The following is a 14,990-nucleotide window of genomic DNA, read 5'->3' as shown; positions in this document are numbered from 1 at the left end:
ATCGGCTGCGCCTGAGCCGGGGTTCCCCCCGTACCTACGGCTCGGCGCATCGGCGCGGGCGGGACACGTTCCCCCGGTCCCGCCCGCGCCTCTCTCCGCTTCCAGCCCGCTCTGGCCCGCCTCCCGGGCCGCGGCCGGGCCCGCGCCCCGCCGCCCAAGACGCCGAGCTTCGCGTCACCAGTAGACGACGACCTTGTCGCCGGTGCGGACCTGAGCGAAGAGCGCGGCGATCTTCCCCTCGTCCCGGACGTTCACACAGCCGTGCGAAGCGCCGTTGTAGCCGCGGGCCGCGAAGTCCGAGGAGTAGTGCACCGCCTGGCCGCCGCTGAAGAACATCGCGTACGGCATGGGCGTCTTGTAGATCGTCGAGACGTGGTGCCGGGACTTCCAGCCCACCGAGAACACGCCCTCGCGCGTCGGCGTGTACTGCGAGCCGAAGCGCACGTCCATCGTCGAGAGCACCTTGCCGTCGACCACCCAGGACAGCGTCCGGGTGGTCTTGCTGACGCACATCACCCGACCGGTCTTGCAGCGCGGGTCCAGCTTCGCCGAGGGCTTGGCGACGGCCGTGCCGTCCAGCTCCTCGCGCGTCGGCTTCGTCGTCATGCCGAGCAGCCTCTGCCAGGTCGCTGTGTCCGTGGCGCCGGTCGCGGGCAGGCCTCGCTTGCCCTGGAAGCCCTTGACGGCGGCGGTCGTCACCGGACCGTACGTACCGCTGGGCCGGTCGTCGAACCAGCCGATCTGCGCCAGCCGCGCCTGCAGCTCGCGCACTTGGTCGCCCTTGGCGCCGCGCTCCATGAGGACCTTGGGCGCCGGGCCGGACGGGGACGGGCCGGGGGTGGCCGAGTCAGTCGCCGAGGGCGTCTTCGAGGGCGTCTTGGCAGGGGGCTTGGAGGCGGTCGGCGAGGGCTTCGCCGCGCCGGAGGGCGTGCCGGACGGCGTGGCGGCGGGTGTTGCGGCGGGCTTGTCGTCGGCCCGCGCCGGCGACGGGGTCACCGCCTGGGCGGTGCAGCCGGCCGTCACGGTCAGCACGGCCGCGACGGCCAGCGAGGTGCGGACGGCGGACCGCGGCACGGCCGAACGGTGCGAGCCGAGCGATCCGCGCGATCTGCCTATGGCGGGTTTCCTGAGCATCGACGCCCCCCTGTCCCCTGTATCTCCTGTGTCCCTATGGACAGATTCCCGTCCTGCCCGGTTGCGCAATCCCGCGCATCATGAGGGGGAGACGCCTGCCGGGTCTGTGAGCAAGGTCCCAGCGAGCGCCTCTCCATCCGTCGGGCGCCCGCCGCTACAGTCCGTCGCGAGGATAGTTACCAGCCAGTAGCAACAGCGGGAGGCACACGCTCATGGCGCGCGAGTCCGAGTCGGGACTGCCCATCGAACCGGTCTACGGGCCGGGCGCACAGGACGGGTGGGACCCCGCGGAGAAGCTGGGCGAGCCCGGTTCGTACCCCTACACCCGCGGTGTCTACCCCTCGATGTACACCGGCCGTCCCTGGACGATGCGCCAGTACGCCGGTTTCGGCACCGCCGTCGAGTCCAACGCCCGGTACAAGCAGCTGATCGCCAACGGCACGATGGGCCTGTCCGTCGCCTTCGACCTGCCGACCCAGATGGGCCACGACTCGGACGCGCCGATCGCGCACGGCGAGGTCGGCAAGGTCGGCGTCGCCATCGACTCGGTCGACGACATGCGGGTGCTGTTCGGCGGGATCCCGCTGGACAAGGTCTCCACCTCGATGACGATCAACGCCCCGGCCGCGCTGCTGCTCCTGCTCTACCAGCTCGTCGGCGAGGAGCAGGGCGTCCCCGCGGACCAGCTCACCGGCACGATCCAGAACGACGTGCTGAAGGAGTACATCGCCCGCGGCACGTACATCTTCCCGCCCAAGCCGTCGCTGCGGCTGATCGCCGACGTCTTCAAGTACTGCCGGGCCGAGATCCCGAAGTGGAACACCATCTCGATCTCCGGCTACCACATGGCGGAGGCCGGCGCCTCGCCCGCGCAGGAGATCGCCTTCACGCTCGCGGACGGCATCGAGTACGTCCGCACCGCCGTGGCCGCCGGCATGGACGTCGACGACTTCGCGCCCCGGCTCTCCTTCTTCTTCGTCTCGCGCACGACGATCCTGGAGGAGGTCGCCAAGTTCCGCGCGGCCCGCCGCATCTGGGCCCGGATCATGCGCGACGAGTTCGGCGCGAAGAACCCCAAGTCGCAGATGCTGCGCTTCCACACCCAGACCGCCGGGGTGCAGCTGACGGCCCAGCAGCCCGAGGTGAACCTGGTGCGGGTGGCCGTGCAGGGGCTCGCGGCCGTCCTCGGCGGCACCCAGTCGCTGCACACCAACTCCTTCGACGAGGCGATCGCGCTGCCGACCGACAAGTCGGCGCGGCTCGCGCTCCGTACCCAGCAGGTCCTGGCGTACGAGACGGACGTCACCGCCACCGTCGACCCGTTCGCCGGCAGCTATGTCGTCGAGCGGATGACGGACGAGGTGGAGGCGGCGGCGCTCGCGCTGATGGAGCGGGTCGAGGACCTGGGCGGCGCGGTCAGTGCGATCGAGCAGGGCTTCCAGAAGAACGAGATCGAGCGCTCCGCCTACCGCATCGCGCAGGAGACGGACAGCGGCGAGCGCGTGGTGGTCGGCGTCAACCGCTTCACGCTGGACGCGGAGGAGCCGTACGAGCCGCTGCGCGTCGACCCCGCGATCGAGGCGCAGCAGGCGGAGCGGCTGGCGAGGCTGCGGGCCGAGCGCGACCAGGCCGTGGTGGACGCGGCGCTGGCGGCGCTGAAGAAGGCGGCGGAGGGCACGGACAACGTCCTCTACCCGATGAAGGACGCGCTGCGGGCGCGGGCGACGGTGGGCGAGGTGTGCGGCGCGCTGCGGGAGGTGTGGGGGACGTACGTGCCGACGGACGCGTTCTGAGCGGCGCGGCGTTCTGAGCGGCGCGGTCCTGAGCTGAGCGTTCTGAGCGGCGCGCCCTGAGCCGTGTCTGCCGACCGCCTGCTGAGTCCGTGCTGAGCCGTGTTTGCCGACCGCCTGCCGAGTCCGAGCGCGGTGTTCCTCGCCTTCGGCCTCAGCGGCGACGCCGTCTGAGCCGGGCGGCGCTCGGCGCGTTCGCCCCCGGCGCGCGCGCCGGGGGCGAACGCGCAAGCTCGTGCGCGGGGGCGCGTCGCCCTCCGAGTCCCTGAGGGCGCTGAGCCCCGCGGCTCTGAGCTGCGCTTTCTTGGTGTGGCGCGGTCTCGGCGGCGGGTGTCGGCCGACCGGTTTCCGCCATCCGAAACGCGGAGGCGGAGTGTCGTACCCGTGTGCGAGACTCCGCCTCATGCTGGGTGTCACCGATCTTCCGACCTACCTCGTCGGCCTTGCCCTGATCATTCTGCTGCCGGGACCGAACTCGCTGTACGTGCTCTCCGTCGCGGCCCGCCGCGGTGTGCGCACGGGCTACCGGGCCGCCGCCGGCGTGTGGTGCGGCGACACCGTCCTGATGGTGCTCTCGGCGGCGGGCGTGGCCTCGCTGCTCCAGGCCAACGACCTGCTCTTCGGGATCGTGAAGTTCGCCGGCGCCGGCTATCTGACCTGGCTGGCGATCGGGATGCTCCGGGCGGCCTGGTCGATGTGGCGCGGCCGGCACGAGCGCACCGCCGAGGGGGCGGAGGGCTCGGACGCGCCCGCGGCGGCCGAGCGGCCGTTCCGCAGGGCGTTGGTGATCAGCCTGTTCAACCCCAAGGCGATCCTGTTCTTCATCGCCTTCTTCGTGCAGTTCGTCGACCCGGGGTACGCCTATCCCGCACTGTCCTTCATGGTGCTCGGGGCGCTCGCGCAGCTGGCGAGCTTCCTCTATCTGACCCTGCTGATATTCACCGGCACCCACCTCGCGGCCGCGTTCCGCCGCCGCAAGAGGCTGTCGGCCGGGGTGACGTCGGCGGCCGGCGCGCTCTTCCTCGGCTTCGCGGTGAAGCTCTCGCTCAGCAGCGCCTGACGTCGCCTGAAGCAGGCGGTGACCTCCGCGGCCCGACCTGGGCGGGGTCGAACACCCGCCCCGCCCGGCCGGCAGCACCCCCGTCGCCGTCAGCCCAGCGCCGCCTTCTTCAGGCGGCGCGCCCTGCGCACCACCCTGCGCACTGCGGCCCCCCTCGGCACCGGGATCCCGCCCGGCAGCCCGAGCACGGTGAGCCGCCGCCGCTTGAAGTAGCGCCACGCGCCCGAGCGCGAACCGGAACCGGCGCCGGTCCCAGCGCCGGCCCCTGCGCCCGCGCCCGTGCCGCCCAGGCTGCCGCTCAGATACGCCTCGGCCGCCGGGCGCAGATCCGGCCTCAGCTGCGGCTGCATCGCGTAGCCCACCGCGCTGATCAGCCCCGTCAGCGACTCGTCCGCCGCCTTCGGCGCGCCCGCTTCGCCCTCCGCCAGGTCCGGGATCAGCGCGTCCACGATCGTCAGCGGGACGCGGTTGCTGTTCTGGTACGGCGTCAGCCGGTCCAGCAGCGGCTCCGTGCCGACGCGGGCCACCGGAATGCCGTAGAACGTGCTGGCCGTCAGCAGCGCCGTCGAGAAGCAGCCCGCCACCAGCGCCGGACGCAGCTGCTTGTAGAGCACCTCCGCCAGCAGCGGCCGGTCCACGACCGTCAGCTCGGCGTCCAGCTTCTCCGCCTCCCGCTCCAGCGCCCGCGTCCAGGACGCCGGGGCCGTCGGGTGCGGCTTGAAGACGATCCGGCGGTGGCCGAGCGCGACCGCCCCGCGGACCATGCGCAGATGGAGGGCCTCCTCCTCCGCGACGGTGATGATGCCGAGCGCCGCCAGATACTGGCCGAGCAGCAGCGCCGGTCCCTCGCCCGAGTCCGACGGCGGCCGCGCCTCGGCCGCCGCGTCCGCCTCGGCCGTCTCCGCCGCCGCGTCCGTGAGCTCCGCGACGACCTTGACGAACGCCTCCGTCGGCACGATCCGCGGCTGTGCCCCGAACTCGGCGAGCAGCAGAGGCTCAAGCCCCGGCACCAGGTCCAGATGGAACAGGCGGCGCACCCGCTCCCCGACCAGCGGGTCGATCTTGTTGCGGGTCGGCCCGTAGCTCATCAGCCCGTCCGCGTACACGTCCAGCGTCGCGTCCGGGAAGAGCTGTGCGACGGCGAGCGCCGGATTGACCTGGATGGACTCCACGGCCAGCTCGATCCGGTCGTCGCCGAGCCCCCACAGCAGCCGCAGATACCGCTCCCACATCGGGGCGTCGTCCGCGCGCGGGGACCAGCCGCCCGGATGGAAGGGGGCGATGGCCTCGTTCCAGGAGACCACGTCGTCGAACCGGCCGCGCAGCCGCTCGAAGCCCGTCATCTCGTCGAGCGAGGGCGTCGTCTCCGGCGTCGTCGCGTTGTTGGCGACCAGCAGCAGGCGCCGGTCCGCAGCGGCGAAGCAGCCGCTGTCGAGCGCGGCGGCCAGCGTGGCGGCGCCGTACAGAGAGGACGCGAAGAAGATCTGTGTCGTAGGCATCAGGCCGCGGCCTCCGCGGTCAGGGCGGCGGGCCGGCGGCGCACCCTGCGCAGCCGGGACGCGCGCTCGACGTCCATCGAGTCCAGCGCGTCCTTCAGCACGTCCTGCGGCATCCGCTTCAGCGCCGCGGCGCTCATCGAACGCAATTTCCGTGCCACGGCCGGCTCGAACCTCTCAATTGAACCCAGATGATGGGAGATAACCGCGCAGTAGGTACGCACGGCTTTGGGCAGCAGTCGGTCGGAATCCGGGTCTTTCGCCGTTTCTTCGAGCACCTGGTCGAATGCCCGGATGAAATCGAGCTGCCGGCTGTCGCCGATCTGGGTGAGCGAAGAGGCGACGCCCCGCCGGTAGAAGATGCCCAGCTGGCTGACCGCGGCGAACGACTCCGCCTCGCGGTGCAGCCGCCAGATCCACGGCCGGTCCTCGGCGGTGCGCAGCCCGTGGGTGAAGTGCAGCAGCCCCCGGTCGGCGAGCCGCCGGTGGTACATGCCGGCCCAGGCGTACGGGTAGTCGACGCCGGTCGAGCGGTCCGCCGGCAGGATCGCGTCGCGCGGCCGCAGCACCTCGCCGCGGCGGCCGACCGGCACCCGGTGGACCGTGCGGGCCCTCGCCGTGCACTGCACATGGTCGGTGCGGACGAAGTCGCAGCCCAGCTCCTCCATGGCCGCCAGCAGCCGCGCGAAGTGGCCGGGGGCCAGCCAGTCGTCGCCGTCGAGGAAGGTGAGGTACTCCCCGGACGCGGCGTCGAGGCCGGTGTTGCGCGCGGTGGCGAGCCCGCCGTTCTGCTCATGTCTGATCAGCCGGGCGCCCGGAACCTCACGCTCCGCGCGCGCCAGGATCTCCGGCGTCCCATCCGTCGAGCAGTCGTCGACCAGCAGGAACTCGAAGTCGTCGCGGGCGTTCGCCTGAAGACTTCGGAGGGTGTCAGGGGCATATGTCTGCACGTTGTAAAACGGCACGATGACGGAGAGCTTAACCACCTGCGTGAGGCTAGGGCGGGCCCCGGCATTCGTACTGAAGGCGCGAGAGACGGCCGGTGAACGCAGGGCGTCGAATCTGTTAACCAGCCCGATTCCCGGGCTATATCCCCGTCCGTAGACGCTCTGTTAACCCGCTGTTGCGGTCGCGTTGGGCCGTGAATCGGAATGCCTTTCTAACGTCCTCGACGTGCCAACACGTACCAGCGAGGCCGTACGGGTCGCCGTACTCGCCGACTCCGACACCCGGTGGAAATGGGGCGCGCTCACCGCGCGCCGCATCACACCGCATCCCTCCATCGAGCTGAGCGGCTTTCTGCTGCGCGGCCGGGCCACTCCGACGGCCCGCCAGCTCGCCGAGGTCGGAGCGAGCGCGGACGACCTGCGCGAGGCGACCGGAGGAGAGTTCCTGCGGGCGGTGCGGGACGGGCAGTACGACGTGGTCGTCCTCGCCCTCGTCGGCGGCGCCGTCCAGGCCATGCTGCACGGGCTCGCCGCCCTGGAGCTGCCCCGCCGGCCCGTCGTCGTCACCGGCTATGTCGGCGTCGTCTACGAGAAGCTCGCCGACGGGCTGCTCCTGCGCCACGGCGCGGACGTCGTCCTCGCCAACTCCCGCCACGACGCGGACCGATTCCGCGCCGTGTACGAGGGCGTGGGCGCCGACGCCTCCTCCGTCACCGAGGCCGCGCTGCCCTTCCTCGGCGGCGCCCCCTACGCGGCGCGCGCCGACCGCGACACCGTCGTCTTCGCCGCCCAGCCCTCCGTGCCCGAGTCCCGCGCCGACCGCACCTATCTGCTGCGGCGCCTCGTCGAGCACGCCCGGCTCCACCCGGGCCGCGAGGTGCTGCTCAAGCTGCGCTCCAAGCCCGGCGAGCACACCACGCACCTGGAGGAGCTGCCCTACCAGCGGCTCGCCGACAAGCTGCCCGGCGGCCTGCCGCCCAACCTCTCCCTGGTCTACGGGCACATGGGCGAGGTGCTGGACCGCACCGACCTGCTGGTCACCGTCTCCTCCACGGCCGCCCTGGAGTCCCTGCACCGCCGCATCCCCACCGCGATCCTCAGCGACCTGGGCGTACGCGAGGCCCTGGGCAACCACCACTTCCTCGGCTCGGGCCTGCTGACCTCCTGGGACCAGCTCGACGGCGGGCGCCGGCCCGACCCGGACCCGCAGTGGCTGGACCGGCAGGGCGTCGCCGCCGACGGCTCGTACGCCAGCGCCTTCGACACGGCCCGCGCGCGCGTCGCCGAGCTGCTGACCAAGCGGGAGCTGCCGAGGATCGCGCCGTACTACACCCCCGCCACCGCGCCCGGCTATCTGCCGGCCCTCCTCGCCCGCCACCACCTCGGCCCCGACGGCGCCCCGCTGCACGGCGCGGCCCCGAAGGCGGCGCCCACCGGCCTGCGGCGCGTGGTGCGCGACGCGGTCCGCGAGGCGGCGCGCGGCGCGTACCGCCAGGGCGTCCAGCGCGTCGCCCCCGTCATCCGCCGCATGGGCGAACTGTGAACCCCCCGAAGGAGCGCCCCTCCATGACCACCGTCCTCGCCGTGATCCCCGCCAGGGGCGGCTCCAAGGGCGTGCCCGGCAAGAACCTCGCGGCCGTCGGCGGCCTCCCGCTCGTCGTCCGCGCCGTACGGGCCTGCACCGGCGCCCGCCTGGTCACCGACGTCGTGGTCTCCACCGACGACCCGGCGATCGCCGACGCGGCCCGCGCCGCGGGCGCCGAGGCCGTGCAGCGGCCGGCGGCCATCGCCGGCGACACCGCGACCAGCGAGTCGGCCGTGATCCACGCGATGGACGCGTACGAGTCGATGCACGGCCGCCCGGTCGACGCCGTCCTCCTCGTCCAGTGCACCAGCCCCTTCATCACCCCCGCCGACGTCGACGGCGTCGCCTCGGCGGTGGTGGAGGACGGCGCCGACACGGCGGTGACGGTCGCCTCCTTCCACGCCTTCGTCTGGCGCCGCGCCCCCGCCGAGGCCGCCGTCGCCGTCCTCGCCGAGGACGGCCAGGGCGTCAACCACGACAAGGCCCACCGCCCGCGCCGCCAGGACCGGCCGGAGGACTTCGTCGAGACCGGCGCCGCGTACGCCATGGACGCCCAGGGCTTCCGCACCCACGGCCACCGGTTCTTCGGCCGCACCGCCCTCGTCGAGACCGACCCCGCGCGGGTCCTGGAGATCGACGACCCGCACGACCTCGCCCGGGCCCGCGCCCTCGCGCCGCTGCTCGACGAGGCCGCGCTGCCCGTGCGCGAGGACGTCGACGCGGTCGTCCTCGACTTCGACGGCACCCAGACCGACGACAAGGTCCTCATCGACGCGGACGGCCGCGAGATCGTCGCCGTCCACCGCGGCGACGGCCTCGGCATCGCCCATCTGCGCCGGGCCGGCCTGCGGATGCTCATCCTCTCCACCGAGCAGAACCCGGTCGTCGCCGCCCGCGCCCGCAAGCTCCAGATCCCCGTCCTGCACGGCGTCGACCGCAAGGACCTCGCCCTGAAGCAGTGGTGCGAGGAGCAGGGGATCGCGCCGGAGCGGGTCCTCTACGTCGGCAACGACGTCAACGACCTGCCGTGCTTCCACCTCGTCGGCTGGCCCGTGGCCGTCGCGAGCGCGCACGGATCCGTACGAGCCTCCGCTCGCGCCGTCACCGCCACGCCCGGCGGCGAGGGGGCGATCCGCGAGATCGCCGCCTGGCTGCTCGGCCCGGCGCTCGACGGCGTCCCCGTCCACGTCCCCTCCCACACCCCCACCCCCAACTCCCCTCAGAAGTAAGGAACGACCCCATGAGCACCTCCCGTCTGCGCGCCCTCGGCAACAAGATCGCGGGCCCCGGTCACCCCGTCTACGTCACGGGAGAGATCGGCATCAACCACAACGGCGACCTGGACAACGCCTTCGCGCTCATCGACGCCGCCGCCGACGCCGGCTGCGACGCGGTCAAGTTCCAGAAGCGCACCCCGGAGATCTGCACCCCGCGCGACCAGTGGGACATCGAGCGCGACACCCCCTGGGGCCGGATGACGTACATCGACTACCGCCACCGCGTGGAGTTCGGCGAGGACGAGTACCGCAAGATCGACGAGCACTGCAAGGAGCGCGGCCTCGACTGGTTCGCCTCCCCGTGGGACACCGAGGCCGTCGCCTTCCTGGAGAAGTTCGACGTGCCCGCCCACAAGGTGGCCTCCGCCTCGCTGACCGACGACGAGCTGCTGCGCGCCCTGCGCGCCACCGGCAAGACGGTCATCCTCTCCACCGGCATGTCCACCCCGCGCCAGATCCGCCACGCGGTCGAGGTGCTCGGCAGCGACAACATCCTGCTCTGCCACGCCACCTCCACGTACCCGGCCAAGGCCGAGGAGCTCAACCTGCGCGTGATCAACACGCTCCAGGAGGAGTACCCGAACGTCCCGATCGGCTACAGCGGCCACGAGACCGGTCTGCAGACCACCCTCGCCGCCGTCGCCCTCGGCGCGGCCTTCGTCGAGCGCCACATCACCCTCGACCGCGCCATGTGGGGCTCCGACCAGGCCGCCTCCGTCGAGCCGGGCGGCCTGCAGCGTCTCGTCCGCGACATCCGCACCATCGAGACCGCGCTCGGCGACGGCGTCAAGAAGGTCTACGACTCCGAGCTCGCCCCGATGAAGAAGCTGCGCCGCGTCGCGGGCGTGGTCGCCGAGGCCGGCGACCGCGAGCCGGCCGCGGTCTGACGGGCTCCCTCCCGTGCTGTCATCCCCCGGGGCGCCCGCCCCGGACTCCCGGTCGCACAAGCGGGCCAGCGGGCTGGCCGGCCTGGAATCTCGAGGTGAAACCCAGTGAATCTCGCCTTTGTGGAGAGTCCGGTCCAGCTCCTGAACGTCCTGGAGTGGGCCCACGCCAGGACGGGCGGCGACCTGCTGCCCGGGATGCCGGCGCAGCCGGCCGGATCGACGCCCGCCCGGGCCGCCGACCTCACCGTCGTCGTCCTGTCGCCCACCGACCCGATGTCGCGAGGCCAGCTGCGCCGGATGGCGGAGCTGGCCCGCGACGAGGGGTTCACGGTGCGCTGGCAGGAGGCGCGCGGCGGGGCGGGCGCGCCGCTGCGGACGGTGCGCGAGCTCGGGCCGATGCTGAGCCGGGCGGAGCGGATCGTGATCGGGGACCCGTTCTCCCGGTACGTACAGCTTCTGCTGACCCTGGTCCGCCGCAAGGATCTGACCGTGGTCGACGACGGCACGGCCACGATGGAGTTCGTCGCCCAGCTGGCGCGCGGCGAGAAGCTGGTGCGCTGGCACCGGCGGGGCCGCCGGGGGCCGCGTGAGCTGGTGCTCGCGCCGGTCACCCTGCTGGCCCGCCGCCGGCTGACCCCGACCCGGGCCCGCTCGGTCGAGGTCTTCACCTCGATGCCCGTGGAGCCGCCGCCGGGGATCACGGTGACGCCCAACGACTTCGCCTGGACCCGGGCGCGCTTCGGCCCGCCGAAGATCACCCGGGGCGCCGACCTGGTCGGGACGTCCCTGGTGGAGACCGGGGTCGTGGACCCGGACCAGTATCTGGAGGCGGTCTCTGCCCTGGCCCGCGCGCACGGCGCCACCCGCTACTTCGCGCACCGCCGGGAGAGCCCCGACAAGCTGCACCGGCTGGCCGTGGAGACCGGCCTGGAGATCGTGCGCCCGGACCTCCCGCTGGAGCTCATCGCCCGGCGCGGGCCCATAGGCCGCATGGTCGTCAGCTTCCCCTCCACGGTGGTCCACACCCTGCCGCTGGCCCTGGCGGGCACCGGGATCCAGGTCGCGGTCTGCGACATCGCCCCGGAGTGGCTGCGGGACACGGCCTCGCCGCGGGCCCAGGACTTCCTCTCGGGCGTCACGGAGGCGGCGCGCAAGGCGCACGGCCTGACGCTGATGGGCCCGGAGGCCCGGGGAGGCGCGACGCTGCTGGGGGCGTGAGCGGGGCGCGGCGCGCGGAGGGCGGAGGGCGGAGGGCGTGAGCCGGTCCTGCGACGCGGGCGGGATCCGGTCCGCGACGCGCCGCACGCAGGCGCGGTGGATAGGCGTCGTCCAGCTGGCCCGACCAGCCGCGTCGGCCAGCCGCGTCGAGCGCGGCGGGCGTGAGCGGGTCCGCGGCGCGGGCTGAGCCGGTCCGCGACGCGCCGCACGCAGGCGCCGTGGAGAGGCGTCGTCCAGCCGCGTCGTCCAGCCGGCCCGACCGGCCGCGTCGCGCAGCCGCATCGTCGAGCAGGGGCCGAGCGGGACGAGAGCCCCGGCAGCCACGGTGGATCCGGCCTCGCTGAGGCGCACGATCGCCCCCACTGATCACGACTGATCACGACTGATCGCGCCCCGCTCGTATCGGCCGAGCGCACGGCCCAGACGCCGTGTCCGGCCGCCGCCTCCCGCGGGACGAGCGGATTGACCCGGTCGTGGGGGAGAATGGGAGTGTGCGCGAGAGGCCGGAAAGGCCGGACGAGCTTACCCGTCACGAATGAGGACTATGCGTAGTCGGGCGAGTTTTCTTTCCCCTATCGGGCTGAAGTTTTGTTGATCGATGGTCAGTTGACCCCCGAAGGGGCCTACCCTTCAACAGGTGAACCAGTTGATGTCCCGCGAGTCCGACGCCGACCTCCCCGGGGAAACGGCACTGCCCGGCACGCTGCCCGACGCGCTGCGCGCCGAACTGATCGCCTTCCGCCGGGACTTGCACATGCACCCCGAGCTGGGCAACCAGGAGTTCCGCACGACCGCCGCGCTCAAGGCCCGGCTGGAGCGGGCGGGGCTCAAGCCCCGGGTGCTCGCCGTCGGGACCGGGCTCGTGTGCGACATCGGCTCCTCGGACGGCGTGCGGCCCATTCTGGCGATCCGCGCGGACATCGACGCCCTGCCCATCCCGGACACCAAGTCGGACGTCCCGTACCGCTCCACCGTGCCCGGCCGGGCGCACGCCTGCGGCCATGACGTGCACACGGTGGCCGTCCTGGGCGCGGGTCTCGTCCTCGCGGAGCTCGACCAGCAGGGCCTGCTGCCGCGTCCGGTCCGGCTGATCTTCCAGCCGGCCGAGGAGGTGCTGCCCGGCGGCGCGCCCGACGCGATCGAGTCCGGCGTGCTGGACGGCGTCGGCAAGATCGTCGCGGTGCACTGCGACCCCCGGGTCGACGCAGGAACGATCGGGCTGCGGCCCGGCCCCATCACCTCGGCCTGCGACCGGCTGGAGGTCACCCTCGACGGGCCCGGCGGCCACACCGCCCGCCCGCATCTGACCACGGACTTGGTCACGGCGGCGGCGAAGGTCGTCACGGAGGTCCCGGCGCTGCTCGCCCGCCGCGTGGACGCCCGCTCCGGCCTCGCCCTGACCTGGGGCCGCCTCGAGGCGGGCCACGCCTGCAACGTCATCCCGCAGCACGCGGAGCTCTCCGGGACGGTGCGCTGCCTGGACCTGCCCGGCTGGCGGGCCGCCCCCGACCTGGTGCACGCGGCGATCGACGAGATCGCGACGCTGCACCGGGCGAAGTCGCAGATCAACTACATCCGCGGAGTCCCGCCGGTGGTCAACGACCCGGTGGTGACCGAGCTGCTGCGCGAGGCGCAGAGCGCGCGCCGGGGGCCGGGGGCCATCGAGGACACCGAGCAGAGCCTGGGCGGCGAGGACTTCTCCTGGTACCTGGAGCATGTGCCGGGCGCCATGGCGCGCCTCGGCGTGCGGACGCCGGGCGACACCTCGCGCAAGGACCTGCACCGGGGCGACTTCGACGCGGACGAGCACGCGATCCAGGTGGGCGTGGAGCTGTTCACGGGGGCGGCGCTGCTGGACGGCATGGCCTGAGGCGGTCGACTGCCCTGAGGCGGTCAAGGGGAGCCGTCTGGACGGGCTTTGGCCAGGCGGTGGGCTGCGGTCGGCCGGAGGCTCCACCGAGCACGGACGGACGGGGCGCCTCGGCGTTCCGTCCTCAGCGTTCGCGGCGGCGTTCGCATGCTCGCGACGCCATTGGCTACGGCGTTCGCTACGGTGTCCGCGACTGTTCCCGCGACTGTTCCCGCGAGCGTGTCAGCGACCGTCTCGGCGTCGGACGGCGGGCCCGTCCTCTCCGTCCGCGCGCACGGCGTCCATGTCACTGCCGGTGACCACAAGAGGCGCTCCGTGTCGGAGCGTTGGCTGAAAACGCGCTCTCGCCGCGTTGTGTCCCATTTATGACAGAATGTCCCCCATGCGTACCAGTCGGGTCCGCAACGCGACGATCCGATAACGACTGATGAACAGGGCTTTAACTGACATCTACGCGCGTTACGATCGCCCCCAAAACCAGCGCCGGAAGTGGCGCTTAGGTCAGGTCGAAGGAGCCTCCCTTGCGCCGGATCACTAGGATCGCCACCGTGGGCATCGCGTCCGCGGCACTCGCGCTCTCCGCCACGGCATGCGGTAAATCGTCGTCGAGCTCTAGCTCGGAGAGCACCGGTAGCGGCAGCGCCGCCATCGCGTACGACATCGGCGGCCGTGGCGACCAGTCGTTCAACGACGCCGCTTACGCCGGTCTCGCGAAGGCCGAAAAGGACCTTGGCATCAAGGGCAGCGAAGCCGAGCCCACCGAGGGCGAGGGCGACCCGGACAAGGTCCAGCGCCTCACCGAGCTGGCCCGCGCCGGCAACAACCCGGTGATCGGCGTCGGTTTCGCCTACGCGCCCGCCATCGCCGAGGTCGCGCCGAAGTTCCCGAAGACCACCTTCGGCCTCATCGACGACACCTCCAAGACCGGCAAGAACATCGCCAACCTGGTCTTCAACGAGGAGCAGGGCTCCTACCTGGCCGGCGTCGCCGCCGCCAAGGTGACGAAGACCAAGACGGTCGGCTTCATCGGCGGTGTGGAGACCCCGCTGATCAAGAAGTTCGAGGCGGGCTTCGTCCAGGGCGTCAAGGACACCAACAAGGACGTCAACGTCAAGGTCCAGTACCTGACGCAGCCGCCGGACTTCGGAGGCTTCTCCAAGCCCGACCTCGGCAAGGCCGCCGCGCAGGGCCAGCTCGACGCGGGCGCCGACGTGATCTACGCCGCCGCCGGTCTCGCGGGCTCCGGCGCCATCGAGGCGACCGCCAAGGCCAAGAAGTGGGCCATCGGCGTCGACTCGGACCAGTACAACCAGAAGGGCCTCGCGTCCTACAAGGAGTACATCCTCACCTCGGTGACCAAGGATGTGGCCGACTCCGTCTACAACGTGATCAAGTCGGTCAAGGACGGCAAGCCGCAGTCCGGCGAGGTCCGCTACGGCCTCGACAAGGACGGCGTGGGCCTGGCCGCCTCGAACCCGGCCTACACCAAGATGACCGAGGTCACCGCCGCGGTCGACAAGGCCAAGGCCGACATCATCGCCGGTACGATCAAGGTCAAGACCGCTCCGTAGTCGAGCGTTCGGGACCGAACCCCGCGGGCCCGGAATGGACGGCGAAAGCCGCCCCTCCGGGCCCCGGGCCACGTTCCGGCGCCGGTTTTCAGCATTCGGCATCGCTACGCGCGTAGAACACTCTCAGGCGCGATAACTTCGCCCCATTCCCCTGC

At 72.4% G+C, this 14,990-nt stretch carries 11 protein-coding genes; 8 read left to right on the top strand and 3 right to left on the bottom strand.

Annotated features, from left to right (window positions below):
* Window positions 1–174: 174 nt before the first annotated feature.
* On the bottom strand, window positions 175–1,074 hold the full coding sequence (locus AB0M39_RS24020) for a peptidoglycan-binding protein (RefSeq protein WP_365367625.1): 900 nt from the start codon (window positions 1,072–1,074) through the stop codon (window positions 175–177).
* Window positions 1,075–1,346: 272 nt separating this feature from the next.
* On the opposite strand from AB0M39_RS24020, the gene AB0M39_RS24015 reads away from it, so the two are divergent.
* Window positions 1,347–2,927, top strand: a complete 1,581-nt coding sequence (locus AB0M39_RS24015; protein WP_365367623.1) for a methylmalonyl-CoA mutase family protein — start codon at window positions 1,347–1,349, stop codon at window positions 2,925–2,927.
* 400 nt (window positions 2,928–3,327) lie between these two features.
* On the top strand, window positions 3,328–3,984 hold the full coding sequence (gene leuE / locus AB0M39_RS24010; RefSeq protein WP_365367621.1) for a leucine efflux protein LeuE: 657 nt from the start codon (window positions 3,328–3,330) through the stop codon (window positions 3,982–3,984).
* 89 nt (window positions 3,985–4,073) lie between these two features.
* On the opposite strand, the gene AB0M39_RS24005 is transcribed toward leuE, so the two are convergent.
* Together AB0M39_RS24005 and AB0M39_RS24000 are read right to left on the bottom strand one after the other, a co-directional pair.
* Entirely contained in the window at window positions 4,074–5,483 is a 1,410-nt protein-coding gene (locus AB0M39_RS24005; RefSeq protein ID WP_365367619.1) for an alpha-2,8-polysialyltransferase family protein, read from the bottom strand.
* On the bottom strand, window positions 5,483–6,466 hold the full coding sequence (locus AB0M39_RS24000) for a glycosyltransferase family 2 protein (protein WP_365367617.1): 984 nt from the start codon (window positions 6,464–6,466) through the stop codon (window positions 5,483–5,485). Before AB0M39_RS24000 ends, AB0M39_RS24005 begins: the two co-directional genes overlap by 1 nt.
* A gap of 187 nt (window positions 6,467–6,653) precedes the next feature.
* Here AB0M39_RS24000 and AB0M39_RS23995 point away from each other — a divergent pair, with 187 nt between their 5' ends.
* From AB0M39_RS23995 to AB0M39_RS23970, 6 genes are all read left to right on the top strand, one after another.
* Window positions 6,654–7,970 (top strand): DUF6716 putative glycosyltransferase, encoded by a 1,317-nt coding sequence (locus AB0M39_RS23995; protein WP_365367615.1) that lies wholly within the window; start codon window positions 6,654–6,656, stop codon window positions 7,968–7,970.
* A 23-nt stretch (window positions 7,971–7,993) separates the two neighbouring features.
* On the top strand, window positions 7,994–9,241 hold the full coding sequence (locus AB0M39_RS23990; protein ID WP_365367613.1) for an acylneuraminate cytidylyltransferase: 1,248 nt from the start codon (window positions 7,994–7,996) through the stop codon (window positions 9,239–9,241).
* Between the two features lie 11 nt (window positions 9,242–9,252).
* Window positions 9,253–10,176: an N-acetylneuraminate synthase family protein gene (locus AB0M39_RS23985; RefSeq protein WP_365367611.1), complete on the top strand. Its 924-nt coding sequence runs from the start codon at window positions 9,253–9,255 to the stop codon at window positions 10,174–10,176.
* A gap of 105 nt (window positions 10,177–10,281) precedes the next feature.
* Entirely contained in the window at window positions 10,282–11,394 is a 1,113-nt protein-coding gene (locus tag AB0M39_RS23980; protein ID WP_365367609.1) for a hypothetical protein, read from the top strand.
* 649 nt (window positions 11,395–12,043) lie between these two features.
* The gene (locus AB0M39_RS23975; protein ID WP_365367697.1) at window positions 12,044–13,264 is read left to right on the top strand and encodes an amidohydrolase; all 1,221 of its coding nucleotides are present in this window, start codon (window positions 12,044–12,046) and stop codon (window positions 13,262–13,264) included.
* A 521-nt stretch (window positions 13,265–13,785) separates the two neighbouring features.
* Window positions 13,786–14,835: a BMP family ABC transporter substrate-binding protein gene (locus tag AB0M39_RS23970; RefSeq protein ID WP_365367607.1), complete on the top strand. Its 1,050-nt coding sequence runs from the start codon at window positions 13,786–13,788 to the stop codon at window positions 14,833–14,835.
* The last annotated feature ends 155 nt before the right edge of the window (window positions 14,836–14,990 follow it).

Origin of the sequence: Streptomyces sp. NPDC051907 (genome assembly GCF_040681075.1) — a bacterium.
GTDB lineage: Bacteria > Actinomycetota > Actinomycetes > Streptomycetales > Streptomycetaceae > Streptomyces.
The sequence above is the reverse complement of the archived record's forward strand: the minus strand, read 5'-3'. Positions and strand labels throughout refer to the sequence as shown.